Here is a 26,414-nt window from a genome sequence, read left to right as displayed (position 1 = left end):
CTCCATTTGTCTTTTTTAAGATAAATCGGAGGCATTTTTTATTTGCAGGAGAACAAAAATCAAATACTTTCGTTTGTAGTATATTTGTCTATCTGAATTTATCAAACAATGAAAAGAAAGTTTTTGTATGTTTTACTTTTGTTGGTAGTACAATTTTGTTTCTCTCAGAATAAATTGTCCTGGCAGGGGTATTTTTCGTTTAACGAAATAAAAGATATCTCACAATCTTCAACAACTGTTTTTGTAGCTTCAGAGAATGCTCTTTTCTCTAAAAATACAGCTATGAACACAGTTAAAATGACTACAACGGTCGATGGACTTTCCGGGCAGACCATTTCTGCTTTATACCATAGTGAAGGATTTAAGAAAACCATAATTGGATACGAAAACGGACTAATGATTGTGGTAAATGAAACCGATGGCAGTATACTGAAAGTTATTGATATCATAAACAAACAATTGCCGGTCAACCTGAAAAGAATTAACCATTTTATGGAGTATAATGGCGTGATTTATGTTTCCTGCGATTTCGGAATTGTACAGTTTAATTTAACTAGCCTCAAATTTGGAGATACTTATTTTATTGGAGATAATGGGGCTGAAGTTCGAGTAAGACAAACGGCTTATTTTAATGGATTCTTCTACGCGGCGACTTCAAGCGGAATTAAAAAAGCCAATAGTACCAATACCAATCTTATTGATTTTAATCAATGGAGTCTGGTAAACGCGGGTGACTGGAGTAGTATTGAGCCGATAGATTCGGAGCTGGTCGCGATAAGTTCGGCAGGATTCATACACCGATACAACTCCAATTCATTTGTTGGTTTTTTACAGCTCCCAAAACCTTCAGTTGACATGCGGGCTGTAAATCATAATCTAATAATCACAACGCCGGATGTTGTTTATGTGTATAACAATCAAATGGTATTGATGCGACAGGTTACCAATACACAGGTCTTGGATAATATGCTAAATTTTACCTGTTCTAGTGTTATTGGAGATCAAATATATATAGGAACAAAAGAAAAGGGATTGTTCTCATCAACACTTTCAGGAACTTCCGCTTTTCAGGAGAATACACCATCAGGGCCAGTTCGAAATAATATTTTTTCTTTAGATGTAAGTCCTAACGCGCTTTGGGCAGTGTATGGGGATTATGATACTTTTTACAATCCGTATGAGCTAGACAGCTATGGAGTGAGTAAATATAGTACTTCGGGCTGGCTAAACATTCCTTACTCAGGGGTTTTTGGAGCGAAATCAATGACAAGGGTAATTACGAACCCCAGTAATGAAAAGCAGGTTTTTGTAAGTTCCTTCTTTTCCGGTTTGTTGAAAATAGAAAACGATATCCCGGTCTTATTGTACAATGAAAAAAATAGCGGATTAGAATCGATTTCGTTTGCAGGGCCCAACTATATTGATGTTCGTATTAATGGAACTGTTTTCGATAAAACGGGGAATTTGTGGGTCACTAACAGCAGAATTAAGAACGGTTTAAAAGTTTTGAAAACCGACGGAAAATGGCAAAGTTATGCGACAACTTCAATTCTTAAAGATGCAGAAACAATCAGTTATGCCGGAATTGTTGTCGATAGAAATAATACCAAATGGATCGCAACGAGTAATGATGGAGTAATTGCTTTTAACGAGAGTAACAATACTTTTAAAAAGATGACTTTTGGAGCTGATGTGGGAAATTTGCCGGTTGCCGATGTGAGGGCTGTGGCACTTGATGCCAAAAGTCAGCTTTGGATTGGTACTACAAAAGGGTTGAGAGTATTGTCAAATGTTGGGGGTTTTCAAACAGAGAGCCAGCTAAAGGCAAATCCAATCATAATCATGGAAGATAATCTGGCTCAGGAGCTGCTTTATGAGCAGTTTATCACATCGATCGCAGTAGACGGAGCAAATAATAAATGGATTGGTACAATTGATTCCGGGATTTTTATGGTGTCACCAAACGGTCAGGAAACAAAATATCATTTTACAATAAACAATTCGCCTTTGCCAAGTAACGTAATAAACGATGTCAAAATCAATAGTGTTACCGGTGAGGTTTTTATTGCAACCAACAAAGGAATGATTTCGTTTAAAGGAATTGCAACAGGAGCAAACGATGATTTGAATAATGTTTATGTTTATCCAAATCCCGTGCGTCCTAATTATGCAGGGACCGTAAAAGTTGCCGGACTTATTGATAAAGCCAATATTAAAATTACAGACATCGAAGGTAATTTAGTGTACGAAACTACTTCGTCAGGCGGAACAATCGAATGGGATACCACTGCTTTCGGAAAGTATAAAGTAGCTTCAGGGGTCTATATGGTTTTTATTTCAGCCGAAGATGGAAGTGAAACTAAAGTAAAAAAGGTAATGATAATTAGATAATTGGATTTTTAGATTGTTGGATTGTTGGATCATTAGAAAGAATTAGAATTTAACATCTAAAAAGTCTAACATCTAAGAAGTCTAAAAATCTGAAAATCCAACAATCTAAGCAGTCTAACATATAAGCAGTCCAATAATCCAACATCTAAGAAGTCTAACATCTAAGAAGTCCAACATCTAAGCAGTCTAAAAATCCAACAATCTAACAATCTAAAAATCTAATCTTGCTAGTCAAAACCAAAGCAATAGTAATCTCATCGTTAAAATTTCAGGAGAAAAGCCTGATCGTAAAGTGTTTTACACTTTCACACGGACTGAAATCCTATTTTGTACGTGATGCCTTTTCGAGTCGGAAAGCAAGTCAGAAAATTGCTTATTTTCAGCCATTGTCTGTTCTTGAGATTGAGGCGGTACACAAAAACAAAGGAACCTTAGAAACTTTTAAGGAGATAAAAACAGCAGTACCTTTTCAAAGTATCCATACCGATCTTGTAAAAAGTACGATGGTGATGTTTTTGTCTGAAATGCTCCATTATTCCATTCAGGAAGAAGAAAAAAATGAAGCCTTTTTTGTGTTTTTAGAGACAGCATTGGGTTGGCTGGATCACCATGATGAAATTTCGAATTTTCATTTGATTCTGCTTTTGGAAGCTACAAAGTATTTTGGTTTTTATCCTGATATTTCAGAAGTTGAATTTTCTTATTTTGAAATGATTGACGGCGTTTTTACTTTGTTTCATGGAGCAAATACTTTGACAGAACATGAAACAAATCTTTTTAAGAAATTAATTGATCTTAAATTCGAAAACGATCAGAAGGTTTTTCATGTAGCTGAAAGGCAAATTTTACTGAAAATCCTCATTGATTACTACAGTTTTCATTTGGAAGGATTCAAAAAACCAAAATCTTTAGAGGTTTTAAAGGAGATTTTTTCTTAATTTTTTAAAATCGACATTCTTTTTTACGAGATCTATTAGAAATTTTCTGTCCGGGCGCTTTTTTTAAACATCTTTTATCTATATTCCTCAAAATTCCTTACTTTCGCACCTCGTTTAAGAAAAGTATAAAATGAGCACAAAATTTACTGAATACAAAGGACTTGACTTGCCAACAGTAGCGTCAGAAGTACTTGATTTTTGGAAGAAAGAAAATATATTTGAAAAGAGTGTAAGTACCCGTGAAGGTGCTGAGCCTTATGTGTTTTTTGAAGGTCCGCCTTCAGCAAACGGATTGCCTGGAATTCACCACGTGATGGCTCGTGCAATTAAAGATATTTTCTGTCGTTACAAAACTCAAAAAGGTTTTCAGGTAAAAAGAAAAGCCGGTTGGGATACTCACGGATTGCCTGTAGAATTGGGTACCGAAAAAGAACTTGGAATTACAAAAGAAGATATTGGTAAAACCATTTCTATCGAAGAATATAACGAAGCGTGTAAAAAAACCGTAATGCGTTATACCGATGTATGGAATGATTTGACCGAAAAAATGGGGTATTGGGTAGATATGGAAGATCCGTATGTAACCTATAAACCTAAATATATGGAATCGGTTTGGTGGCTTTTGAAGCAAATCTACGATAAAGGTTTGTTGTACAAAGGATACACCATTCAGCCTTATTCACCTAAAGCCGGGACAGGATTGTCTTCTCACGAAGTGAATCAGCCCGGAGCATATCGTGATGTTACGGATACTACAATCGTAGCACAATTTAAAACGTTACCGGAAACATTACCTTCATTTTTGAAAGGTTTTGGAGATATTCACATCCTGGCCTGGACGACCACTCCATGGACATTACCATCGAATACTGCTTTGACAGTTGGACCAAAAATCGATTATGTTTTAGTAAAAACGTTCAATCAGTATACTTTTGAACCGATCAATGTGATTTTGGCTAAAAATTTAGTTGGAAAGCAATTCGGAAAAGGATTTTTTGCCAGCGAAGACGATGCTGATTTTGATAAAGTGAAAAACGGCGATAAACAGCTTCCGTATAAAATTGTAGCAGAAGCAAAAGGAACCGATTTGGCAGAAATTCGCTACGAACAATTATTACCATACGTGTTGCCTTATCAGAATCCTGAAAATGCGTTCAGAGTAATCACAGGAGATTTTGTTACCACAGAAGATGGAACAGGAGTAGTGCATACTGCGCCTACTTTTGGTGCTGATGATGCGAAAGTAGCAAAAGAAGCTAAGCCGGAAGTACCGCCAATGTTGGTTTTAGATGAAAATGGTACAGCAGTTCCTTTAGTAGATTTGCAAGGAAAATTCACTTCTCATGTAGGTGATTTGGCAGGGAAATATGTGAAAAACGAATATTACGATGCAGGTCAGGCGCCGGAGCGTTCTGTAGATGTTGAAATTGCTATTCGATTAAAAGAAGAAAATAAAGCCTTTAAGGTTGAAAAATACGTACATAGTTATCCACACAGTTGGAGAACTGATGAGCCGTTATTATATTATCCGCTAGACTCATGGTTTATTAAAGTAACCGATGTCAAAGATAGAATGTTCGACCTGAACGAAACTATCAATTGGAAGCCTAAGTCTACTGGTGAAGGACGTTTTGGGAACTGGCTGAAAAATGCCAACGACTGGAACTTATCTCGTTCTAGATATTGGGGGATTCCATTGCCAATTTGGAGGACTGAAGACAAAAAAGAAGAAGTTCTTATTGGTTCTGTTGAAGAATTGTATCATGCGATCGAAAAATCTATCGAAGCAGGTTTTCAAAAAGAAAACCCATTCAAAGGTTTTGAAATCGGAAATATGTCTGAATCAAATTATGATTTAGTTGACCTGCATAAAAATGTAGTCGACGGAATTACTTTGGTTTCAGCTTCAGGCCAGCCAATGAAACGTGAAAGCGATTTAATTGACGTTTGGTTTGATTCGGGAGCGATGCCTTATGCACAATGGCATTACCCTTTTGAAAATAAAGATAAAATCGATGAGAATAAAGATTTCCCTGCGAATTTCATCGCAGAAGGTGTCGATCAGACTCGTGGATGGTTTTATACACTGCATGCAATCGGAACTTTAGTTTTTGATAAAATTGCGTACAAAAATGTCGTTTCGAATGGTTTGGTTCTGGATAAAAACGGACAAAAAATGTCGAAACGTTTAGGAAATGCAACAGATCCTTTTGAAACCATTAAGGAGTACGGTCCTGATGCCACACGTTGGTACATGATCTCTAATGCAAATCCATGGGATAACTTAAAGTTTGATATTGAAGGAATTGCTGAGGTTCGCCGTAAATTCTTCGGAACGCTGTATAATACGTATTCATTCTTCTCGTTATATGCCAATATTGATGGGTTTAAATATGCAGAAGCTGAAATTCCGTTAAACGAAAGACCGGAAATCGATCAGTGGATCATGTCTGAATTGCATAGCTTAATAAAATTTGTTGACGAATGTTATGAAGATTATGAGCCTACGAAAGCAGCAAGGGCTATTTCTGACTTCGTTCAGGAAAACCTGAGCAACTGGTACGTTCGTTTGTGTCGTCGTCGTTTCTGGAAAGGAGAATACGCCCATGATAAAATCGCAGCCTATCAAACGCTTTACACTTGTTTATTAACGATAAGTAAATTAAGTGCTCCGATCGCTCCTTTTTTCATGGATAAATTATACCGCGATCTAACAGGTTCGACGCAAACAGAGCAATTTGCCAGTGTTCACTTGGCAGAGTTCCCGAAATTTGTCGAAAACTTTGTTAATAAAACGTTAGAAAGCAAAATGCAGAAGGCGCAAACTATATCGTCTTTGGTTTTGTCACTGCGTAAAAAGGAAATGATTAAAGTACGTCAACCTTTGCAAAAGGTAATGATTCCGGTACTTGACGAGAATCAGAGGGCTGAAATTGAAGCGATTTCTGAACTTGTAAAAGCAGAAGTTAACGTTAAAGAAATTGTGCTTTTAGACGATGATTCAGGTATTTTGGTGAAACAGATTAAGCCTAATTTTAAAGCTCTTGGGCCACGTTTCGGTAAGGATATGGGGTTGATTTCCAAAGAGATACAGTCTTTTTCTGCAGGTCAGATCAATCAATTGGACAAGCAGGGAGCATTGGATATTGTAATTGCAGGAAATACCGTAACTTTATCATTAGAAGATGTCGAAATAACATCTCAGGATATCGAAGGCTGGCTGGTTGCAAATTCAAATGGAATTACGGTTGCACTTGATATTACAATTTCTGAAGAATTGAAAAACGAAGGAATCGCGAGAGAATTGGTAAACAGAATTCAAAATATTCGTAAAGATTCAGGATTTGAAGTTACCGATAAAATTAAAGTTCAAATAAAAAGAAGTGGCCTTTTAGAAGAGGCAATTCTAAAAAATGAAGACTATATTAAGTCTGAGACATTGACTGATGATTTGGTTTTTGTTGACGCTTTAGAAAACGGCACAGAAATTGAATTTGATGACATTAAAACAATGATATTAATTTCAAAATAATATAAGATGATAGATGAAATTACAAGATACTCTGATGCTGATTTAGCAGAGTTCAAAGAAATAATTCAAAGCAAAATACAAAAAGCACAAGCTGATCTGGATTTAATTAAGAGTGCTTATATGAACGATTTGAATAACGGAACAGATGATACTTCTCCAACTTTTAAAGCATTTGAAGAAGGAAGCGAAACAATGTCTAAAGAAGCAAACTCACAGTTGGCGATCAGACAGGAAAAGTTTATACGCGATCTGAAAAACGCATTATTCCGTGTTGAAAATAAAACCTATGGTATTTGCAAAGTAACAGGTAAATTAATCAGCAAAGAAAGGCTTAAAATCGTTCCTCATGCTACAATGAGTATCGAAGCTAAAAACTTGCAGAGATAATTTTCAATTTTAATACTTCATAAAATAGACGCTCCTTAATTAGGGGCGTTTTTTTTGTTTAATGTTTTAACGGTTTTGTTTAAGGAGTAACGGAGTGATAAATAAAGAATTGAATTACAAAAGGCTAAATGTAGTAAAATAATGTTGCTTATTTTTTGTAAGAATTTTTCAAACGATAGTTTTTGGAGACTATAAGGAGTAAAAAATAATTAGAACTGCCAGTTTGGAAGACAGTTCTAATTAAAAAGTTGGCTTGAGATTAAGCCAGATTTTTTTCCAGTTCTAATTTGTGTTTTCTTAAAACAGCTCTTGTCATTCCTAAATTTGCTTTAGTAGAGTCAGCGGCAAGATAGATCATGAATTTTTTGTTGGGAGAAATGTCGATGATGTGAATTTGATTCGAAAGTGTAATCAAAATGTCTTCGATTTCCTGATTTAAATTTAAAGCTTTTACGGCGCTTAATTTTGCTTTAACAACTTCTAGGTTGTATGCTGCTGCAAGTTCAGGGTCAAATGCCGGATCTATTGTCAGGTTTCCAAAGCTTAATCCTGATTCGATTTCTGTTACAGCTACTGCAATAAAGCCGTTTACGTTAGTTTTCATTTCATTCAAAAAAACGTTTAAAAAGTCATTACTCATAGTTTTCGGGGTTTGGTGTTAATAGAAATATGTTATTTTAACAGTGAATTTTTGCTTAACTCAGCAGCAGTTTCCTCGGTCGATCGTAATAATAACCCCAGATTGCTTCCGTCTTTTGAAAATGTAATAATGAAATTTGTGCCGCTTATTTTGTTTCCGATAATAACTCCTTCAGTGGTTTTTAAAAAGAGTTGTTTTAAGGAGCCTTTTTCAAGATCTAATAATAATTTGTCGCTCATCGATACTATGGCAGAGCTCATTGCGGCAATACTGTCTGCATAGTCTAAGTGAAGTGATGTGATTAGTTTTCCTTTTCCATTGATAATTAATGCTGCGGAAGATTTGGTATGAAGCAGAAAATCGTTTAGAGTAGTTGTGATTTCATTCATATTTGTAGGATTTAAGAAAGTTGTTAAATTCTTTTCGTTTTAATGCCGTATAAAGGGTAAATATGATCTTTTAATCTAAACAAGTGTTAATTTTTATTAACAAATATAAATTAAATTATGTATCATTGTAATACCAAATCATGAATAATTTTATTTATTTAACATTAAAATCTTGTAAAATGGCTAAAGTGTTGAAATTTAAAGAGGTAAGCTCTGATGTAGAGCACAGAATGAAAGAATTTGAAAGGATTCGTATTCAGTTTAAAACTCAGGTCAAGAAAGCTGAGGCTAAGAACGCAGCAGCAGGAAAAGAAGGGAAAGGGCTCTTTAAGTCGATTTCAGAATTCTTCGCTGATCCTCCCAAAAAGTCAGCGCAGTCCAATGTGAGAAAATAAATTCTCTATATAGGTGATGAATTGATGTAATACCTGCTCGTTTGTCCTCAAAAAACAATTAACGCTCCATTGGGAGCGTTTTTTTTGATTAAATTGTTATTTTTGCCGCATCAAAATTTAATAAAATGTCATTACGAAAAGCGTATTTGCTTATATTCTTAGTTTTAATTGTTGATCAGCTTTCAAAAATCTATGTAAAAACAAACTTTGTACTAGGAGATGAAGTGGAAGTTTTTGACTGGTTTAGAATTCATTTTATTGAAAATGAGGGAATGGCCTGGGGAACTAAAATTCCCGGAGAATATGGTAAATTGATTTTGACTGTTTTCAGGATTTTTGCTGTATTCGGAATTGGATACTGGTTAGCCGATTCGGTTAAGAAGCGTTATTCTAATTATTTAATTGTTGCCATTGCTTTGATTTTTGCAGGAGCTGCCGGAAATATAATCGATTCAGTATTCTACGGGGTTATTTTTGATGCCAGTGATAGTAATTTAGCAACGCTTTTCTCGCCGGAACCTTATGGAACATGGTTTCATGGTTTGGTTGTAGACATGTTTTACTTTCCGATCTGGAGAGGTACTTTACCTGCCTGGTTTCCTTTATGGGGAGGTGAAGAGGTTTCTTTTTTTAATGCGATCTTTAATGTTGCCGATGTGGCAATTTCTACAGGAGTGGGGATATTGCTGGTTTTTAATAAAAGAGCATTTCCTAAAACAGCATAATTTTTGTAAAAAGTCTAAAATATTTAATTTCCAAATTCCAATAACTGTATGTATTAAATGCATCAGGTATTGGAATTTTACATTATTGGGATTTAGAGCCTGTTTAAAATTAATGTGTTATTTTTACCCTACGAAAAACCAAACTTATGCAAAGTCCGTCTTTCTCTATCTATGATGCATCTGCAGGCTCCGGAAAGACCTATACTTTGGTAAAAGAGTACCTTAAAATTATTCTTTCTTCTCCAAGGAACGATGCTTATCGCAACATTCTGGCCATTACATTCACCAATAAAGCAGTTCATGAAATGAAAAGCCGTATTGTTGGAAGTTTGTCTGAGTTTGCAAAAGATGAGCCTTCCGCAAAAGCAAACGATTTGATGGAGGATTTGTCTCGGGATACCGGACTTTCGGTTATTAAGATTAAAACAAAATCTCAAAATATTATCAAGCACTTAATTCATAATTATGCTGCTTTTGATATTTCTACCATTGATAAATTTACACATAAAGTGATTCGTGCTTTTGCACATGATCTTAATCTGCCAATGACCTTTGAAGTCACTTTGGATACAGAGAACTTACTGGTTGAGGCCGTTGACGCTATAATTGCACAGGCCGGTCAGGACGAAACATTGACTAAGCTGTTGGTTGATTTCACGATGGAAAAAACCGACGATGATAAAAGTTGGGATGTTTCCCGGGAAATCTTAGAAACGGGTAGGCTCGTTCTGAATGAAAACAATCGGAATGAAATTTCTCATTTTCAGGATAAATCTATTGAAGAGTTTATTGAGATCAAGAAAAAAATGCTCGCTTTGTGTAAAGAACTCGAATCTGAAAATGAAAATTTTGCGATTGAGGCATTAGCTTTAATCGATAAAAACGGAATCGATTTGAAGTCATTCTCTCGCGGTACTTTTCCAAACCATTTAGAAAGTATTCGCGACGGGAAATTTAATCCACGAAATAAAACTTTTCACGAATTTGATGATATAGCAATCAATAAAACCGCAAAAGACCGTGCGTTAATTGAAAATATAATCCCTGAACTGCTTCATATTCTGGTGAAAATCTATAAGAATTTCGAAAAAAGAGATTTCTATAAAGCCTTTCTGAAAAATATTACGCCATTGTCGCTGTTGAATACGGTTAGTAATGAATTGGCTAAAATTCAATCAGAGCAAAATGTACTGTCTATTTCTGAATTCAACGCTATTATTCACCGTGAAATTCAGAATCAGCCTGCACCGTTTATTTATGAGCGTTTGGGAGAGAAATACCGCCATTTTTTTATCGATGAATTTCAGGATACCTCCGAGATGCAATGGCAGAATCTGATTCCGCTGATTCATAATTCCCTTTCCGGAGAAGATGATTTTGGAAACAAAGGGACGCTGATGATAGTGGGAGATCCGAAACAATCTATTTACCGATGGAGAGGGGGAAAAGCAGAACAGTTTATAGAATTAGGAAAAGAAGAAAATGCTTTTTTTAACCATAAAAAAGAGGTTAAGCATTTAGATACAAATTACCGCAGTTATAGTGAGGTAATTGAATTTAATAACGATTTTTTTAAATTAATTTCGGCAGAGTTTACCAATGAAGATTACAAAGATTTGTATGAAAATCATAGTTTTCAGAACATAAATTCAAAGAAGGGAGGCTATGTTAATATTGCTTTTCTTCCTCTAATCGAGAAGTCAGATTATGCAGACGAAGAAGAAGTGGTCGAGAAATCGGATCTGTATGTTTTGGCGACTTTAAATACCATTCAAAAAGTGGTTCGGGAAGGTTTTGAATACAAGGATATTGTAATCTTAACCCGAAAAAGAGATCAGGGAATTGCTATTGCGAACTATTTAACGGAGCAGAATATTCCGCTTTTATCATCTGAAACCCTAATGATTCAAAATGCAACAGAGGTGCGTTTGATTGTTTACTTGCTGAAATATTTAAACAACAGTGCTGATTTAGAGTCGAAAGCAAATTTTCTTCATTTTTTGGGATCCAATAAAGAAGTTCAGCTGCCAATTCATGACTTTATTGCTTTAGGGATGTCTCAAAAAAAGGAAGGTGATTTTGAAAAATGGCTTTTAACTTTTGATGTCTCGCTTTCTTTCGAAGATGTTCGTAAAAAATCCTTGTATGAGGCGGTTGAAATTATAATTGCAAAATTTATTCTTCCTAATGAAGGAAATGCCTATGTTCAGTTCTTTTTGGATATTGTTTTAGAGCGGGACATGAGAAATCAGGCTGGTATAGCTGATTTTTTAAGTTATTGGGATAAAAATGCGGAGAAATTTAGCATTCCGTCTCCTGAAGGAAACAATGCTGTTCGGATCATGACGATTCATAAATCAAAAGGATTGGAATTTCCGGTTGTCATTATGCCATTTGCAGAAGAAGACTACAATCGAAAACCAAAGGATAAATTATGGCTCGACACCGAAGATGTAAATTTAGATGTTCCAAAAGCTTTGATCGATAATAGTAGTGCGGTTGAAGGTTTCGGTGAGAGTGCTTCGGCAGTTTTTAACTTGAAGAAACAGGAAGAACTGCTGGATAATATAAATGTTTTGTATGTTGCTTTAACACGTGCTGAAGAGCAATTGTATGTGATATCGCAAGGGATGAAAGAAAGGAAAGATGGTGAATTGCCTAATAATATGGCTTCTTTTTTTATTCGGTATTTAATGCATAAAGGGGTTTATGATGCTGAACGATCAGAGTATGAGTTTGGCAATAAGAGTAGGCTTTCGAATGCTGTAAAATCAGTTGATTTGGTGAAGACGATTCCTGTTGTTTCGGAAGTTTTAAATCCGAAAAACATCAAGATTGCACAACGAGAGGCTTTAATGTGGGGAACGCATCAGCAGGAGGCAATCGCTTATGGTAATATAGTTCACGAAATTCTGGCTTTTGTTAAAGATCGGTCGGATGTGGATCTGGCAATTACAAAAGGAATTGAAAATGGACTTATTACAAACGATCAGGTCGATATGGTTTCAAAGACACTTCAGGAAATTGTGAATCATCCGGAGCTGAGTATTTGTTTCGATGGAAATGCAACTATTTTGAACGAACAGACAATTGTTCAGAAAGAAGGCAGGATTTTAAAACCCGATCGTATTGTTCTTACTTCAAATAAAGAAGCTTATTTGTTGGATTATAAAACAGGAGTGATCAATTCAAAATATACAAGACAAATTCAGGAGTATGAGGAGGCTATAGAGGATTTAGGTTATAAAGTGTTAAAAAAAGCGTTGGTATACATCGGATCAGAAATCGATGTAGTAAATTTGTGAAAAAATTAATCAGATGTTAAAGGTTTGACTAGGTGTTTTTGTCTTAAGTTGTTAATTTTTAACGTTTTAAATAAATAGAAATGTACGGTAAAATAAAAGAACATTTGCAAAATGAGTTGCAAACAATTGAAGAAAACGGAATTTTCAAAAAAGAACGCATTATAACTTCAGCACAAGATGCTGAGATAACGATTTCCACAGGAGAAAAAGTTTTAAATTTTTGTGCCAACAATTATTTAGGACTTTCATCACATCCTGAAGTGGTACAAGCGGCAAAAGACGCAATGGATTCACATGGTTTTGGGATGTCATCAGTACGTTTTATTTGCGGAACACAGGATATTCATAAAACTTTAGAGAAGAAGATTGCAGATTTTTATGGGACAGAAGATACTATTCTTTATGCCGCGGCTTTTGATGCCAATGGTGGTGTTTTCGAACCTTTGTTAGGAGAAAATGATGCTATTATTTCAGACAGTCTGAATCATGCGTCTATTATTGACGGAGTTCGTTTGTGTAAAGCAGCGCGTTACCGTTATGAGAACAGTAATATGGAAGATTTGGAGCAGCAATTAATTAAAGCAAATGAAGCTGGTGCGCGTTTCAAATTAATTGTTACTGATGGAGTTTTCTCAATGGACGGCCTTGTAGCACCCCTTGATAAAATTTGTGACCTGGCAGATAAGTACGATGCTATGGTGATGGTAGACGAGTGCCATGCTGCAGGATTTATCGGAGCAACCGGAAAAGGAACTCTCGAAGCAAAAGGAGTTATGGGAAGAGTTGATATTATTACCGGAACCCTTGGTAAAGCTTTAGGTGGGGCAATGGGAGGTTATACTACTGCCAAAAAAGAAATTATTGAGTTATTGCGTCAGCGTTCAAGACCGTATTTATTCTCAAACTCACTAGCACCGGCTATTGTTGGGGCTTCTATTAAGGTATTTGAATTGTTAGAAAAGGATACTACTTTAAGAGATAAATTAGAATGGAATACCAATTACTTTAAAGCAGGAATGAAAAAAGCCGGTTTTGATATCATTGATGGAGATTCGGCTATCGTTCCGGTCATGTTATATGATGCGAAATTGTCGCAGACTATGGCAAATGAATTATTGAAACAAGGCATTTATGTAATCGGATTCTTCTTCCCTGTAGTACCTAAAGAAAAAGCGAGGATTAGAGTGCAATTATCGGCCGCGCATACAAAAGAGCACTTAGACAGGGCTATAGACGCTTTTACAGTTGTCGGACAAATGTTAAAAGTTATATAATTCCCACTTTGGTCGAATTTTTGTAGGTTTTTTTTAACATTTCATTTTGTATTTAAAAATTTTGGTGTTACTTTTGCTTGTAATTAACTAAATTGTAATTAAAAAAAATTAAGTATGAAACATCTTAACAAACTTTTAGTTGCTGTGATGATGGTGATGGGTTTAAGTTCTCACGCACAAGACAGCAACAATCCATGGGCTATCTCTTTTGGAGTTAATGCCGTTGATACTAGAACAAGTTCTGGGTCAGGAAGTGGTTTCTTCGATCAACATTTTTCTCAGCCATTCGCTGTAAAAGACAACTGGAATATTCTTCCTTCTCTATCTTACATTGGTGTAAATAGATATGTAGGTAGCGGTTTCTCTGTTGGTTTACAAGGATCTGTGAACAAGATTGATAAGTATGTTACTTTCAGTCCATCTGCTGTAGGGCATGATAGTAGAGGTAACGTAGTAACTAATCCTGGTGACTTGATGTATTACGGAATTGATGCTACTATTAAATATAGCTTCCAGGAATTAATCAAATCTAAAGTAATCGATCCTTCGTTATCTGTTGGTGGAGGTTATACTTTCTTCGGAGATAGCAGCTACGGAACTGTTAACCCAGGTGCTGGTGTTACTTTCTGGTTTACTGATGCTATTGGTCTTGAGCTTGCTACAAGATACAAATGGTCAGTTAGTGGTGATAGAACAGACAAAGCTGGTGTTCCAGATGCTCCATCTCACTTTCAACACACTGCAGGTCTAGTTTTCAAATTCGGAGGTAAAGATACTGACGGAGACGGAATCTACGATAAAGATGATGCTTGTCCAGATGTTGCTGGTTTAAAACAATTCAACGGATGTCCTGATACTGATGGAGACGGAATCGTTGACGCTTCTGACGCTTGTCCAGATGTATTTGGTTTAGCTGCATTAAACGGATGTCCTGATACTGACGGAGACGGAATTGCTGACAAAGATGACGCTTGTCCAGATGTTGCTGGTTTAGCTGCTTTAAAAGGTTGTCCTGATACTGACGGTGATGGTATCGCTGACAAAGATGACAAATGTCCTACAGTTGCTGGTCCTAGAGAAAATGGTGGTTGTCCTTTCTTAGACGCTGACAAAGACGGTGTAGCTGATAAAGATGACGATTGTCCTACAGTTTACGGTCCTGCTTCTAACAGAGGTTGTCCTGAAGTAACTACTGAAGCTTTAGAAGATCTTAAAGTTCAAGCTAGAGCGGTTTACTTTAACTCAGGAAAAGCTACTTTCAAAACTGGTGACAAAGAAACTCCAGCTAGATTAGATGCAATTAAAGAAATCCTTAAAAACTATCCAAACGCGAAATTCTCTATCGAAGGACACACAGATAGTACAGGTTCTGCAAAAATCAACGACAAACTTTCTCAAGAAAGAGCTGACGCTGTGAAAAATGCATTAATCGAAAGAGGTGTAAATGCTGAGAACTTAGAGTCTAAAGGATTCGGATCTTCTCAACCAGTTGCAAGCAACAAAACTGCTGCAGGTAAAGCACAAAACAGAAGAACAGAAATTAAACACATTGGTTCTAAATACCAAGGTAAAATCTAATTTACTGTCTAAATAAATACTAAAAGCCATTCTTAATTGAATGGCTTTTTTTATTTTTATCAAATGATAAATACTTCTTTTCTCGGGAAAATAGCGACCGTTATAATTCAGGAATATTCAGATAAACTTGCTGAAACAACTATTATTCTGCCTAATAAAAGAGCAAAAGTTTTTTTAATCGAGGCCCTGAAAAATGAGACGAAGAAAACAATACTTTCGCCTGAAATTATTAGTATTGAAGATTTTGTGCAGGACGTAGCCTCGATCCGATCAGTTGATTCAATTGAGCTTTTGTTTGAATTCTATGATGTGTATCTTTCCGTAACAGAGAAACAACATCAACAGTCTTTTGAATTATTTGCCAATTGGGCAAAAACACTTCTGCAGGATTTTAATGAAATCGATCGCTATCTGTTAGATCCTTCGCATGTCTTGTCGTATTTAAGTGATATTGAAGACATCAAAAAATGGGGGATTGAAGTCGAGAACAAAACCAAACTTTTAGAGAATTATATTGATTTCTGGAAACTTCTTCCATTGTATTATGATTCGCTATACAATCACTTACTGAATAAATCAATTGGATACCAGGGATTGATTTATCGGGAAGCCGTAAACAATCTCAATCACTTTTCGAATACCGTTTCAAATCGTAGTTTCATTTTTGCAGGATTTAATGCTTTGAACGCAGCTGAAGAAAAAATTGTTCAGCATCTTTTGGCCTTAGATCAGGCTAGGATTTATTGGGATGTTGATCAGACTTTCTTAAATGATCCTTATCATGATGCGGGACTTTTTGTGAGACGTTTTAAAGAAAATTGGAAACATTATAAGGCTCATCCGTTTGAATGGATTGTAGATGATTTTTCACAGTCTAAAAACATTCAGATCATAGGGACGCCTAAAACAATTGGTCAGGCAAAACTAGCGGGTAGTATTGTCGAGAATATGATCACAGAAAACCCAACTACTGCTTTAGATAAAGTGGCTATTGTGCTGGGTGAGGAGAATCTACTGATGCCGGTTTTATATTCCCTGCCTTCTTCGGTTGGAAGTTTGAATATTACAATGGGTTATTCGGGAAAGAACAACCCATCGCAGATATTAATCGCGAAATTGTTTAGAATGCATACCAATGCGCTTTCGCGTAAAGGAGAAAGTTATGTCTTTTATTATAAAGATATACTTGATATTCTTACACATCCATTGGTTGAACCTTATGCCAATGCCAGTAACTTGGTTCGGATTATCAAGGAGAATAATTACACTTTTATTACGCATAATCGGGTTTTAGAACTCAATTTGAGTCCAACGCCATTGTTTGATCTGCTTTTTCAAAAGTGGGAGAATGGATCGATTGCTGTTCTTGAAAATGTTTCGGCTCTTTTACTTTTGATAAAAGGAAATTTCAGCAATGATAATGAGGAGGAAAAAATTGCCAAAGCTTTTGTTTATGCTGTCTTTAAAGTAATTAATAAGCTAATTAATTATTACACAAAACACAATCACATTGATAATATAGATACTTTGCATGCGATCTATAAACAGATTATTGATGTGGCTGAAGTTTCGTTTGAAGGAGAGCCTTTACGTGGACTGCAAATTATGGGGGTTTTGGAAAGTCGTGTACTTGATTTTGATACTGTAATTGTGACATCGATGAATGAAGGAAAGTTCCCGGCTGGAAAATCTCAGAATTCATTTATTCCCTATGATGTCAAAAACGAACTGGGATTGCCTACTTTTAAAGAGAAGGATGCCATTTATACCTATCACTTTTACCATTTACTGCAAAGAGCCCAAAATATCTATTTGATTTATAATACTGAAAATGATGGATTGGATGCAGGAGAACGTAGTCGTTTTATCACACAATTGGAGGTAGAGAAACAAAAGAAACACAACTTAACGTTTGATATCTATAATCCTGTTTTGCCCACAACGGCTTATCAGCCTATGGTGGTTCCTAAATCCGATGCTGTGATGGATCGTTTAAAAGAAATTGCACTTGCTGGTTTTTCTCCTTCGGCTTTGACGAGTTACATCCGAAATCCGATAGATTTTTATTTTCAAAAAATACTTCGAATTAGGGAAGTGGAAGAGGTTGAGGAGAATATCGCGCTGAATACTCTTGGAACTATCATTCACGAAACGTTAAAAACACTTTATGAGCCCTTTATAGGTAAGTTCATCTCGGAAACAGATCTCGAAAATTGTTTCAAATTATTGGATGCTGAAGTTTTAAATCAGTTTAAATTGGTTTATAAAGAAGGTGAGATAAAAAAAGGACGTAATCTTTTGGCCTTTGAAGTAGCGAAGCGAAATGTCTCTAATTTTTTGAAAATGGAATTAGAATCTCTTAAAAATGGAGATGCGGTTCAGATCATAGCTTTGGAGGAAACTTTTGAACGTGAATTAAATCATCCGGATTTGCCGTTTCCTGTTTTAATTAGAGGTAATGTGGATCGTATTGAATTACACAACGGGAAAATCCGAATTATTGATTATAAGACAGGAAAAGTTGAAAAGACAAATGTTATCCTGAAATCATGGAACGGATTGACTCAGGAGCTTAAAAATGATAAAATTATTCAGGTTTTGGCTTATGCCTTTATGTTTGAAACCAAAGCGAAAGAAATCCCCATCGAAGCGGGTATAATTTCTTTTAAAAATCTTAAATCAGGTTTTTTGCCTTTCACATTCAAAGAGGATAAAGAGAGTACTACTACAGTTTCAAAAGAAATTTTGAGTAAGTATTTAGAGGAAATCGTATTACTGTTAAAAGAGATTTTTGACCGGACAATTCCTTTTGAAGAGAAAATGGATTAATCGTTTTTATTCAGAATATCAACTTTGATGTTTTCCTGATGAAAAAGTGATTTCATTTCTGAAATTATATTTAAAATGGACTTTTTTTAAATGAATTTTATGAAGTAAAATGTTATAATTTTTAAGGAGTGTATTTCTTTTTGATGAATTTGTCTACAAATTTCACCCAATAAACCATCAAAGTATAAACTATAAATAAAAGTGATTCAAGGGCTTAGGATTAGTGCATAAAAGGAATAACTTTGCCGAAATTTTTAAAAAGAAATTTTTAAAAAAGTATAAATTTTTGCCCCCAACAAAAAGAAGAAAAGGCTGTTTCGATAATTTTTCGAAACGGTCTTTTTTTATGTTGAAGGCCGTGATCTAAGAGAAAAATTGAGACAAAACGGTTTTTAATTCCTCTTTGTTTTCGATATGACTCATATGTCCGTCTTCGAAAGAAATGAGTTCTGCTGTAGTATCATCTATCTGAGTACGGGAATCTTCGTAATCCAGAACAGGATCTTTTTTTCCTAAAATTAATAAAACGGGAAAAAGGTTTTGTTGTAAAAGTGTTTCCCTGTCTTTTCTGACTTTCATTCCTTCAAGTGAAGCTATAATTCCCTGTAAAGGTGTTTGGAGTGCCTGCGTTTTTACTTTTTCGATTTCGTCGGTTAATCGGATTCGGTTGTTCTCACTGAACAAATTACCAATAGCCAGACTCACAAAGGTTGCGTAATTCTGTTTGACTGCTTTGATAGCTCGTGTTCGGTTAAGTTTTCTCTCTGGGCTATCCTCCCTTGAAGTAGAGTTGAGTAAAACCAGTTTCTGAATGTTTTTTGGAAACAATTCGGCGAAAGCCAAACCAACATAACCTCCCATTGAATGTCCTACAACGGTAGCTTTTTCAATCTTTAAATGATTCAGCACTTCCTGAACGGCATTGGCATTGTCTTCCATCGTATGCACATATCCCAAAGAATCCGATTCGCCGTGTCCTAATAAGTCGATTGTAATGACACGATATTTTTCAGAGAAAAAATCAACATAGTCTTTCCACATTTTTTTGTTTTCCAGAAAGCCGTGAAGGAATACAATTGCATTTCCAGTTCCCGAATCTGAGTATGATATTTTGGTATTTTTGTATAAAAGCGTTTTCAAAATGAACTTTTTTTGTTGTCAGGCACAAAGTTAAGAAAGCTGAAGTAAAATATCGAGATGTCTTGATTTAATTGGGAAATCTTTAAAACTGGAATAAATTTATTTATAGCAAAATACGGTTTGTGAACGAATTAAAAATGGCTTCCATTTCTGAAAGCCATTACAAATTAAAATCGGTTATCACCATCTAAAAGATTTCCTAATCCGCCTAGCAGGCTTCCTTCGTCACGGCTGTTTCCGCCAGATTTTGGTGCCGATGCAATAATGCGGTCAGCCAGTCTCGAGAAAGGCAACGATTGTATATAAACTGTTCCGGGACCTTTTAAAGTGGCATAAAATAATCCTTCGCCACCAAAAATAGAATTCTTAATTCCGCCAATAAATTCAATATCATAAGCTACATCTTTAGTAAAACCAATGATGCATCCCGTATCTACTTTTAGGACTTCGCCTGGTCCCAATACTTTTTTAGCCATTGTTCCGCCCGAATGTACAAATGCCATTCCATCTCCTTCGATTTTTTGCATAATAAAGCCTTCACCGCCAAATAAACCACGTCCAAGTTTCTGAGAAAATTCTATTCCGACAGAAACACCTTTAGCAGCACATAAAAACGAGCTTTTTTGGCAGATAAATTTGCCTTGAAATTCTGTTAAATCAATTGGAAGGATTTTTCCAGGATAGGGCGACGCAAATGAAACTTTGCTTTTGCTATTGCCTTGGTTTAAAAATGCTGTCATAAATAAGCTTTCGCCGGTAAGAACTCTTTTTCCTGCGCTTAAAAGTTTGTCAAACAAACCTGATCCTTGTTGTTGAGAACCGTCTCCAAATATAGTTTCCATCTGGATGTTGTTTTCCATCATCATGAAACTGCCAGCTTCGGCAATTACAATTTCCTGCGGGTCCAGTTCTATTTCAACATATTGCATTTCTTCCCCAAAAATCTGATAATCTATTTCGTGTGCTTGCATAATTTCTTAATTTATTTGTTTTTAAAATTAGACTAATAATGCCGTAGAATGTTACATTCTTTAGTCAGTTACCGCTGTTTTTAAGAGCATTAAATGATTTTGTTATTTTAAATTAGTCTTAATTATGTTTTTTATTGCTTTAAATTCTATATTTTTGCAACGTTATTATATTTTATCAGAATGGCGTTAGTTAGTGATTTGACCACCAAAGTATTATTTGAAACCGAAAAAGGATATAGTTATCAATGTGATTTGACCAATAGTATAATCATCAATTTTGTTGATACAGTGTCAAGTTACAAAATTCATGATTTTTTGATTTTTCAAAGAAAGGTCAATAGCGTTGATATTCTTAATATGCTTTATGACTTATCTGATCGGTCAGACGCACAATTGATTGAAACCACCAAAAGAAATTTTTCCAGAAATCTTACTATCTGTGAAATAGTGCAGTTAAGAGATTTATTAAACGGAACTAAATTTACCCTCACTTTACATTCTATGCTTTGTAATATTGTAAACGTAGAGCTTATTTAGATTCTTACTTAGATCAAATCCAAATTTTCGAGCAGTTAGAGGTGCCTTCTTTAATTTTTGTAATTTTACACATATAAAAATTAGAGGATATGAAAGATTTATTAAGAACACGTACTTCATTAGTTGAAAGTGTAGAAAATATATTAAACTTACAAGCAAAATTAGAAAGTGACGCTTCTAACAAATATTTAGCTATGGCAGCATGGTTAGATAGAAATGGTTATGCTAATACAGCATCTTATTTGTACAAACAAGCCGAGGAAGAGAGAGAGCATTTCCTAAAAGTTTTCAAATATATTACAGATATGGGAGGGATTGCCGTTACGCCGTCTGTTCCGGAAGTGCAGCAGGAATTTGCTTCTTTGAGAGAAGTATTTGAAATTGCTTTGCAGAATGAAATTGCAGTTACACAAGCAGTGAATAAAGTAATTGCAAAATGTAGAGCTGAAAATGACTATGCTACAGAAGATTTTATGATGTGGTATGTTGCTGAGCAGAGAGAAGAAGAGAAAAACGCAAGAAGAGCTTTAGAGCTTTTTGAGTTGATTGATGAAAGCGAAGCTGCCGGAAAATTCCAGTTGGATGTGCAAATCGCAAAAATCGGAGAGTAATTGATATATAAAATTGAAAAAGCCCTTAATAAATTTATTAAGGGCTTTTTTCTATTTATTCATTCATCAAGCTTTCAATCTCGTCAGCTTCAATAGGAATGTTGCGCATTAGGTTAAATGGCTCTCCTTTTTCCTGAATCACCACGTTGTCTTCTAAACGAATTCCGAATCCTTCTGCCGGAATATAAATTCCCGGTTCAACGGTAAAAACCATATTGGCTTTCATTGGCTCGTGAAGTAATCCGTAATCGTGCGTGTCCAGACCCATGTGGTGAGACGTTCCGTGCATAAAATATTTTTTGTAGGCGGGCCATTCCGGATTTTCGTTCTGAACATCGGCTTTGTCGATCAAACCTAAACCTAATAATTCAGAGGTCATCACTTTCCCTACTTCTACATGGTATTGTTTCCAAAGTGTTCCCGGAGTCAGCATTTTTGTAGCTTCGTTTTTTACTCTTAAAACAGCATTGTAAACTGCTTTTTGTCTTTCGTTATACCTTCCCGAAACTGGAATTGTACGGGATAAATCGCTTGAGTAGTTGGCGTATTCGGCAGCAACATCCAGTAAAATTAAATCCCCTTCTTTACATTGTTGGTTGTTTTCGATATAATGTAAAACATTCGCATTATTTCCCGAAGCAATAATTGGAGTATAAGCAAAACCTTTAGAGCGGTTACGAATAAATTCGTGAATCAATTCCGCTTCAATTTCGTATTCGGTAACATTTGGTTTTACAAATGATAATAATCTACGGAAACCTTTTTCGGTAATATCACAAGCCTGCTGAATCAAATCAAGTTCTTCGCTTTCTTTTACAGAACGAAGACGTTGTAAAATCGGGTTGCTTTTGGCTACATTGTGTGCCGGATAATGTTCTTTCCACCATTTTACGAATCGGGCTTCACGGGTTTCTGTCTCCACTGTAGCGCGGTAATGTTCGTTGGTGTTGATGTACATCGTATCGGCATACGTCATCATTTCGTTCAAAATCTTATGAAAATCCTGTAACCAATACACTGTTCTGATTCCTGAAACCTGAAAAGCACGTTCTTTAGTCAGTTTTTCACCTTCCCAAATGGCGATATGTTCGCTGGTTTCTTTTAGGAAAAGAATTTCTTTTTGATGCTCATAAGGTGCATCCGGAAACAAAAGCAAAATACTTTCTTCCTGATCTACACCACTCAGATAAAAAATATCTCTGTGTTGTGCAAACGGCAAAGTACTGTCGGCACTAACCGGGTAAATGTCATTAGAATTAAAAACGGCAACTGAATTAGGTTTCATTTCTGCCGTGAATTTTTTGCGGTTTTTTACAAAAAGAGCGCTGTTTATTTGGTGATATTTCATGATAATTCGGTTTTTGAACTTCGAATTTCAAAATTACGTTTTTTCAGCAAACAGCATGAAATTGATTTCTTAAAGTTTTATTATTTGTTTTGTGTTTTCCTGAGCGAAGTCAAAGGATCACCGCGAAGGGCGTTAAGGTTTACGCAAAGCACGCTAGTTTTTTCTCGCAAAGTCGCAAAGTAACCACAATCTTGTCATTCTGAGGAACGAAGAATCACACTAGTAACTCGACAAAGATTGGCGGTTTTGTTTCACGCAGATTTCGCAGATTCTGCAGATTTTTTCTTTTTTGCAGTTGGTCTTAACCACAATCTTGTCTTCCTGAGCGAAGTTGAAGGATCAACGCAAAGTAACCACAATCTTGTCATTCTGAGGAAAGAAGAATCACACTCGTAACTCGACAAAGATTGGCGGTTTTGTTTCACGCAGATTTCGCAGATTCTGCAGATTTTTTCTTTTTTACAGTTGGTCTTAACCACAATCTTGTCTTCCTGAGCGAAGTCGAAGGATCAACGCAAAGTAACCACAATCTTGTCATTCTGAGGAACGAAGAATCACACTAGTAACTCGACAAAGATTGGCGGTTTTGTTTCACGCAGATTTCGCAGATTCTGCAGATTTTTTCTTTTTTACAGTTGGTCTTAACCACAATCTTGTTTTCCTGAGCGAAGTCGAAGGATCAACGCAAAGTAACCACAATCTTGTCATTCTGAGGAAAGAAGAATCACACTCGTAACTCGACAAAGATTGGCGGTTTTGTTTCACGTAGATTTCGCAGATTCTGCAGATTTTTTCTTTTTACAGTAAGTATTAACCACTAATCTTGTCATCTCGACGAAGGAGATTCGAGCGAGAGCGAACAGACGAAGTAAATCACATTAGAAAATCTACACAGTAATTCGCCAATCTTTGTCGAATCCCGACTGTGATCTACTTCGTCGAAAGGACAATATTGCGTAATATTGTATAATCTATGTACAAGTAACAGCCCAATAAAACATAAAATGCATCACCCAAGTTTCAAATTAATAACAATCAAAGAAGTCAAATCGCAATATCTATTTTTAATCGATCGGGAAGGTTTCGATTATTTTGAGGAATGGGAAGAGGAGGATTTTTTTTTGGTTGCATCCGAAAGTGTAAATTTTGAAGGAAACTTTTACTTGGATCTTTATGAAGATAAAGAGAAAAAATGGCTTGCCGGTCTATTAAATCTTCCCTTAAAAGAAATGGAAGATCTTAGAATTGAAGGAGTCCTAATAAATGGAAATCTTTCTGTAAACGGAACGATTATAAATGCCGACGGCGATTACGGACCTTATGTTTTTATTAAAGGAAATGTGAGTTGTCAAAGCATGTTGTTGGGAGGTTCGTATGTCGAAATTGAAGGCAACGTTACTGCGAAAGAAGTAGTAATGACTTCCTATAATCACGGTAATTTTAAATGTTCGGGCTGTATTGAAGCTCCGGTTTTTATAGTCGAAGATCATTATACCACATTCTTAAGCCGTAATAACAATTTGTTCTACTATAATGATAAAACAGACGACATGGATCCTGAAAATGAATCGGAATATGATGAGGAAACTGACGAAGAAGTTATTTCAGCCGAATTGCGAAAACATCTTAATAATTCTCTAATAACCACTTTTGAAGAACTGAAAAGAGAGTTGGAGGAAGGGGAGTTGGTTTTAAAAGAAAGTAATCCGTTGCCAAAAAATCAGGAATACTGGCAAAAGAGAGTTTCGTCCAATTACAGAGATTTAAAAATAGTTCCGCTCGAGTTTAAAACAGCAGCATTGTGTGAGATGGCATTAAATATAACCCATCATGCATTACCGTTTGTGGAAGAAGATTTTATTACGTCTGAAATTTGCGAGAAATTAGTGAGTAAAGATGGTTTTGCGCTTCAGGTAATTCCCGATCCATTTATAACCGAAGAACTTTGCTGGAAAGCGGCTGAGAGCGGAACATTGGTTTCATTGATTCCGGAGCGTTTTTACTCGGAAGAATTAATTATAACGACTTTTAAAAAAGGCAAACACGAACCGAACATTAATGATGTTCCTGCTGAATTGATCACCGATAGTCTACTTGCAGCATATGTAAAAATCGGCAAAGGTTTATGGCTCGACAAGGTTTGTAAAGAAAGCGAAAAGGATAAATTATCCATTTTAAAAAGTGTAATTGATTCCGGAATACAGCATCTTGACGCTATTTTTGGGAATCACTTTAGTAAAGAAGTTGTTGATTATGCGGCATCTCTTTATAATAGTGGAGAAAATAAACAGAAATGGGATAGCTATGTTCAAAAATATAAGGTTAAATTCGGGCGTCTTGGATTAAACTAATTTCTTTAATCAGGCTTTAAATATAAAATAAAACAGATTATGATTGATAGAGAAAGAATAATTAAGAATTACGTTGAAGGTTACAATCAATTCGATATTGATAAAATGACAGCTGACTTTAGTCGGGATATTGTTTTTGAAAACATTCAGAACGGTGAAGTAAATATGACTTTAAACGGACTAAATGAATTTAAAGAACAAGCCGAAAATGCAAAAGCCTACTTTTCCGCCAGATCACAAGTAATTACTGTATTGAATCATTTTGAGTCTAAAACAGAGATCGAAATTGATTACCATGCTGTTTTGGCGATGGATTTTCCTAACGGAATGAAAGCGGGAGAAGAATTAAACTTGAAGGGGAAATCTGTTTTTGAATTTTTAGATAATAAGATTTTAAAATTGAGTGATATTAGCTAATTATAAAACTGGAGAAAAGAATTCAAGAGATTAGATTTAAATTATGGACAATGAAAAACTAAGAATATTAAGAAATAAAATTTCAATTCCATTAAGCCAGGCTATTAGACTTCTTAAAAAAAATAATGATGACATTGAATTGTGTGAGCAGGAATTTCATAATGATAATATCAAGATAATAAGTATAAAAACAGAGTGTGATTATGATGTTGCAAAAGAGAATTATGAGTTATGTAATTACGATGTTGTAAAAACAGTCGAAAGAATTAATCAAAAACCAATTATCATAACAACAGGAAAAGCAACAGATTCTAAAATAGGCTTTGTTTTATGGCCCGAAAATGGAAAAGGGGAATTCTATAAAACTGCTAAGCGAAATGATGCTTTTATTCCAACAGAAGATTTTGATCTTTTTTTGAAAGAGTTTCAATCTGTTTTCCCCTTGCGAAATCCGTGGAATGATGTAATTGAAGATGAATTTGATAAAACGGGTCATAATTTTTTTGACCATAAAACGATTAGATTGATTGTTGAAAAAATAAAACTTTTAGAAAATGAAAATGAAAAGGAGGGTGCTTTTTTATTGGAAACAATAAATTGGCTAAACGATAAATTAGTTTATGCTGAATATATTGTGGTTTATGGTAATTTATAGA

General features: G+C 35.4%; 20 protein-coding genes. 15 read left to right on the top strand and 5 right to left on the bottom strand.

Going from position 1 to position 26,414, the window contains the following annotated elements:
- The first annotated feature begins 108 nt into the window (after positions 1-108).
- From porZ to LNQ34_RS06935, 4 genes are all read left to right on the top strand, one after another.
- Positions 109-2,391 carry a type IX secretion system anionic LPS delivery protein PorZ gene (gene porZ / locus LNQ34_RS06950; RefSeq protein ID WP_229999047.1) on the top strand — a complete coding sequence of 761 codons (2,283 nt, stop codon included), beginning with the start codon at positions 109-111 and terminating at the stop codon, positions 2,389-2,391.
- Between the two features lie 224 nt (positions 2,392-2,615).
- Positions 2,616-3,329, top strand: a complete 714-nt coding sequence (recO, locus tag LNQ34_RS06945; RefSeq protein ID WP_202700565.1) for a DNA repair protein RecO — start codon at positions 2,616-2,618, stop codon at positions 3,327-3,329.
- 130 nt (positions 3,330-3,459) lie between these two features.
- Positions 3,460-6,861 (top strand): isoleucine--tRNA ligase, encoded by a 3,402-nt coding sequence (gene ileS / locus LNQ34_RS06940; RefSeq protein ID WP_229999046.1) that lies wholly within the window; start codon positions 3,460-3,462, stop codon positions 6,859-6,861.
- A 6-nt stretch (positions 6,862-6,867) separates the two neighbouring features.
- Positions 6,868-7,248 (top strand): TraR/DksA family transcriptional regulator, encoded by a 381-nt coding sequence (locus LNQ34_RS06935; RefSeq protein WP_017497677.1) that lies wholly within the window; start codon positions 6,868-6,870, stop codon positions 7,246-7,248.
- Positions 7,249-7,507: 259 nt separating this feature from the next.
- On the opposite strand, the gene LNQ34_RS06930 is transcribed toward LNQ34_RS06935, so the two are convergent.
- Positions 7,508-7,888: a hypothetical protein gene (locus LNQ34_RS06930; protein WP_202700567.1), complete on the bottom strand. Its 381-nt coding sequence runs from the start codon at positions 7,886-7,888 to the stop codon at positions 7,508-7,510.
- Positions 7,889-7,920: 32 nt separating this feature from the next.
- The gene (locus LNQ34_RS06925) at positions 7,921-8,277 is read right to left on the bottom strand and encodes a roadblock/LC7 domain-containing protein (protein WP_202700569.1); all 357 of its coding nucleotides are present in this window, start codon (positions 8,275-8,277) and stop codon (positions 7,921-7,923) included.
- Positions 8,278-8,456: 179 nt separating this feature from the next.
- On the opposite strand from LNQ34_RS06925, the gene LNQ34_RS06920 reads away from it, so the two are divergent.
- The 6 genes from LNQ34_RS06920 (at position 8,457) to LNQ34_RS06895 (ending at position 18,383) form a co-directional block, all read left to right on the top strand.
- Positions 8,457-8,672 carry a hypothetical protein gene (locus tag LNQ34_RS06920; protein ID WP_229999045.1) on the top strand — a complete coding sequence of 72 codons (216 nt, stop codon included), beginning with the start codon at positions 8,457-8,459 and terminating at the stop codon, positions 8,670-8,672.
- A 125-nt stretch (positions 8,673-8,797) separates the two neighbouring features.
- Entirely contained in the window at positions 8,798-9,397 is a 600-nt protein-coding gene (locus tag LNQ34_RS06915; RefSeq protein WP_202700571.1) for a lipoprotein signal peptidase, read from the top strand.
- A 146-nt stretch (positions 9,398-9,543) separates the two neighbouring features.
- Positions 9,544-12,702 (top strand): UvrD-helicase domain-containing protein, encoded by a 3,159-nt coding sequence (locus LNQ34_RS06910; protein WP_229999044.1) that lies wholly within the window; start codon positions 9,544-9,546, stop codon positions 12,700-12,702.
- An 80-nt stretch (positions 12,703-12,782) separates the two neighbouring features.
- Positions 12,783-13,976 (top strand): glycine C-acetyltransferase, encoded by a 1,194-nt coding sequence (kbl, locus tag LNQ34_RS06905; RefSeq protein ID WP_202700573.1) that lies wholly within the window; start codon positions 12,783-12,785, stop codon positions 13,974-13,976.
- 114 nt (positions 13,977-14,090) lie between these two features.
- Complete coding sequence (locus LNQ34_RS06900; protein ID WP_202700574.1) at positions 14,091-15,554, top strand: OmpA family protein; 1,464 nt, start codon at positions 14,091-14,093, stop codon at positions 15,552-15,554.
- 63 nt (positions 15,555-15,617) lie between these two features.
- The gene (locus LNQ34_RS06895) at positions 15,618-18,383 is read left to right on the top strand and encodes a PD-(D/E)XK nuclease family protein (protein WP_229999043.1); all 2,766 of its coding nucleotides are present in this window, start codon (positions 15,618-15,620) and stop codon (positions 18,381-18,383) included.
- A 363-nt stretch (positions 18,384-18,746) separates the two neighbouring features.
- Here LNQ34_RS06895 and LNQ34_RS06890 read toward each other — a convergent pair whose 3' ends face one another.
- Both LNQ34_RS06890 and LNQ34_RS06885 read right to left on the bottom strand, forming a co-directional pair.
- Positions 18,747-19,523 carry an alpha/beta fold hydrolase gene (locus tag LNQ34_RS06890; protein WP_229999042.1) on the bottom strand — a complete coding sequence of 259 codons (777 nt, stop codon included), beginning with the start codon at positions 19,521-19,523 and terminating at the stop codon, positions 18,747-18,749.
- A gap of 167 nt (positions 19,524-19,690) precedes the next feature.
- A complete protein-coding gene (locus LNQ34_RS06885; protein WP_202700577.1) occupies positions 19,691-20,494 on the bottom strand; it encodes a TIGR00266 family protein in 804 nt (267 codons plus the stop codon).
- 180 nt (positions 20,495-20,674) lie between these two features.
- On the opposite strand from LNQ34_RS06885, the gene LNQ34_RS06880 reads away from it, so the two are divergent.
- Together LNQ34_RS06880 and LNQ34_RS06875 are read left to right on the top strand one after the other, a co-directional pair.
- Positions 20,675-21,031, top strand: a complete 357-nt coding sequence (locus tag LNQ34_RS06880; protein ID WP_017497689.1) for a hypothetical protein — start codon at positions 20,675-20,677, stop codon at positions 21,029-21,031.
- 89 nt (positions 21,032-21,120) lie between these two features.
- Positions 21,121-21,642: a ferritin gene (locus LNQ34_RS06875; RefSeq protein WP_202700578.1), complete on the top strand. Its 522-nt coding sequence runs from the start codon at positions 21,121-21,123 to the stop codon at positions 21,640-21,642.
- Positions 21,643-21,697: 55 nt separating this feature from the next.
- On the opposite strand, the gene LNQ34_RS06870 is transcribed toward LNQ34_RS06875, so the two are convergent.
- Positions 21,698-22,990, bottom strand: coding sequence for an aminopeptidase P family protein (locus LNQ34_RS06870; RefSeq protein WP_089077432.1), 1,293 nt, complete (start codon positions 22,988-22,990; stop codon positions 21,698-21,700).
- A 1,004-nt stretch (positions 22,991-23,994) separates the two neighbouring features.
- Here LNQ34_RS06870 and LNQ34_RS06865 point away from each other — a divergent pair.
- Genes LNQ34_RS06865 through LNQ34_RS06855 form a run of 3 tightly spaced genes read left to right on the top strand, consistent with a single transcriptional unit; the run spans position 23,995 to position 26,413 of the window.
- Entirely contained in the window at positions 23,995-25,341 is a 1,347-nt protein-coding gene (locus LNQ34_RS06865; protein WP_229999041.1) for a polymer-forming cytoskeletal protein, read from the top strand.
- Between the two features lie 39 nt (positions 25,342-25,380).
- Positions 25,381-25,758: a nuclear transport factor 2-like protein gene (locus LNQ34_RS06860; RefSeq protein ID WP_229999040.1), complete on the top strand. Its 378-nt coding sequence runs from the start codon at positions 25,381-25,383 to the stop codon at positions 25,756-25,758.
- Between the two features lie 43 nt (positions 25,759-25,801).
- Entirely contained in the window at positions 25,802-26,413 is a 612-nt protein-coding gene (locus tag LNQ34_RS06855; RefSeq protein WP_229999039.1) for a hypothetical protein, read from the top strand.
- The last annotated feature ends 1 nt before the right edge of the window (position 26,414 follow it).

Source organism: Flavobacterium lipolyticum (assembly GCF_020905335.1).
GTDB classification, from domain to species: domain Bacteria; phylum Bacteroidota; class Bacteroidia; order Flavobacteriales; family Flavobacteriaceae; genus Flavobacterium; species Flavobacterium lipolyticum.
The sequence above is the reverse complement of the archived record's forward strand: the minus strand, read 5'-3'. Positions and strand labels throughout refer to the sequence as shown.

What these genes read in the sequence shown, in the direction of transcription:
- LNQ34_RS06900 (WP_202700574.1), top strand. Translation starts at nt 14,091, where the DNA reads ATGAAACATCTTAACAAACTTTTAGTTGCTGTGATGATGGTGATGGGT.
- LNQ34_RS06930 (WP_202700567.1), bottom strand. Translation starts at nt 7,888, where the DNA reads ATGAGTAATGACTTTTTAAACGTTTTTTTGAATGAAATGAAAACTAAC.
- porZ (WP_229999047.1), top strand. Translation starts at nt 109, where the DNA reads ATGAAAAGAAAGTTTTTGTATGTTTTACTTTTGTTGGTAGTACAATTT.
- LNQ34_RS06855 (WP_229999039.1), top strand. Translation starts at nt 25,802, where the DNA reads ATGGACAATGAAAAACTAAGAATATTAAGAAATAAAATTTCAATTCCA.
- LNQ34_RS06880 (WP_017497689.1), top strand. Translation starts at nt 20,675, where the DNA reads ATGGCGTTAGTTAGTGATTTGACCACCAAAGTATTATTTGAAACCGAA.
- ileS (WP_229999046.1), top strand. Translation starts at nt 3,460, where the DNA reads ATGAGCACAAAATTTACTGAATACAAAGGACTTGACTTGCCAACAGTA.
- LNQ34_RS06935 (WP_017497677.1), top strand. Translation starts at nt 6,868, where the DNA reads ATGATAGATGAAATTACAAGATACTCTGATGCTGATTTAGCAGAGTTC.
- LNQ34_RS06860 (WP_229999040.1), top strand. Translation starts at nt 25,381, where the DNA reads ATGATTGATAGAGAAAGAATAATTAAGAATTACGTTGAAGGTTACAAT.
- LNQ34_RS06910 (WP_229999044.1), top strand. Translation starts at nt 9,544, where the DNA reads ATGCAAAGTCCGTCTTTCTCTATCTATGATGCATCTGCAGGCTCCGGA.
- LNQ34_RS06865 (WP_229999041.1), top strand. Translation starts at nt 23,995, where the DNA reads ATGCATCACCCAAGTTTCAAATTAATAACAATCAAAGAAGTCAAATCG.
- LNQ34_RS06870 (WP_089077432.1), bottom strand. Translation starts at nt 22,990, where the DNA reads ATGAAATATCACCAAATAAACAGCGCTCTTTTTGTAAAAAACCGCAAA.
- LNQ34_RS06920 (WP_229999045.1), top strand. Translation starts at nt 8,457, where the DNA reads ATGGCTAAAGTGTTGAAATTTAAAGAGGTAAGCTCTGATGTAGAGCAC.
- LNQ34_RS06885 (WP_202700577.1), bottom strand. Translation starts at nt 20,494, where the DNA reads ATGCAAGCACACGAAATAGATTATCAGATTTTTGGGGAAGAAATGCAA.
- LNQ34_RS06875 (WP_202700578.1), top strand. Translation starts at nt 21,121, where the DNA reads ATGAAAGATTTATTAAGAACACGTACTTCATTAGTTGAAAGTGTAGAA.
- LNQ34_RS06925 (WP_202700569.1), bottom strand. Translation starts at nt 8,277, where the DNA reads ATGAATGAAATCACAACTACTCTAAACGATTTTCTGCTTCATACCAAA.
- LNQ34_RS06895 (WP_229999043.1), top strand. Translation starts at nt 15,618, where the DNA reads ATGATAAATACTTCTTTTCTCGGGAAAATAGCGACCGTTATAATTCAG.
- kbl (WP_202700573.1), top strand. Translation starts at nt 12,783, where the DNA reads ATGTACGGTAAAATAAAAGAACATTTGCAAAATGAGTTGCAAACAATT.
- LNQ34_RS06915 (WP_202700571.1), top strand. Translation starts at nt 8,798, where the DNA reads ATGTCATTACGAAAAGCGTATTTGCTTATATTCTTAGTTTTAATTGTT.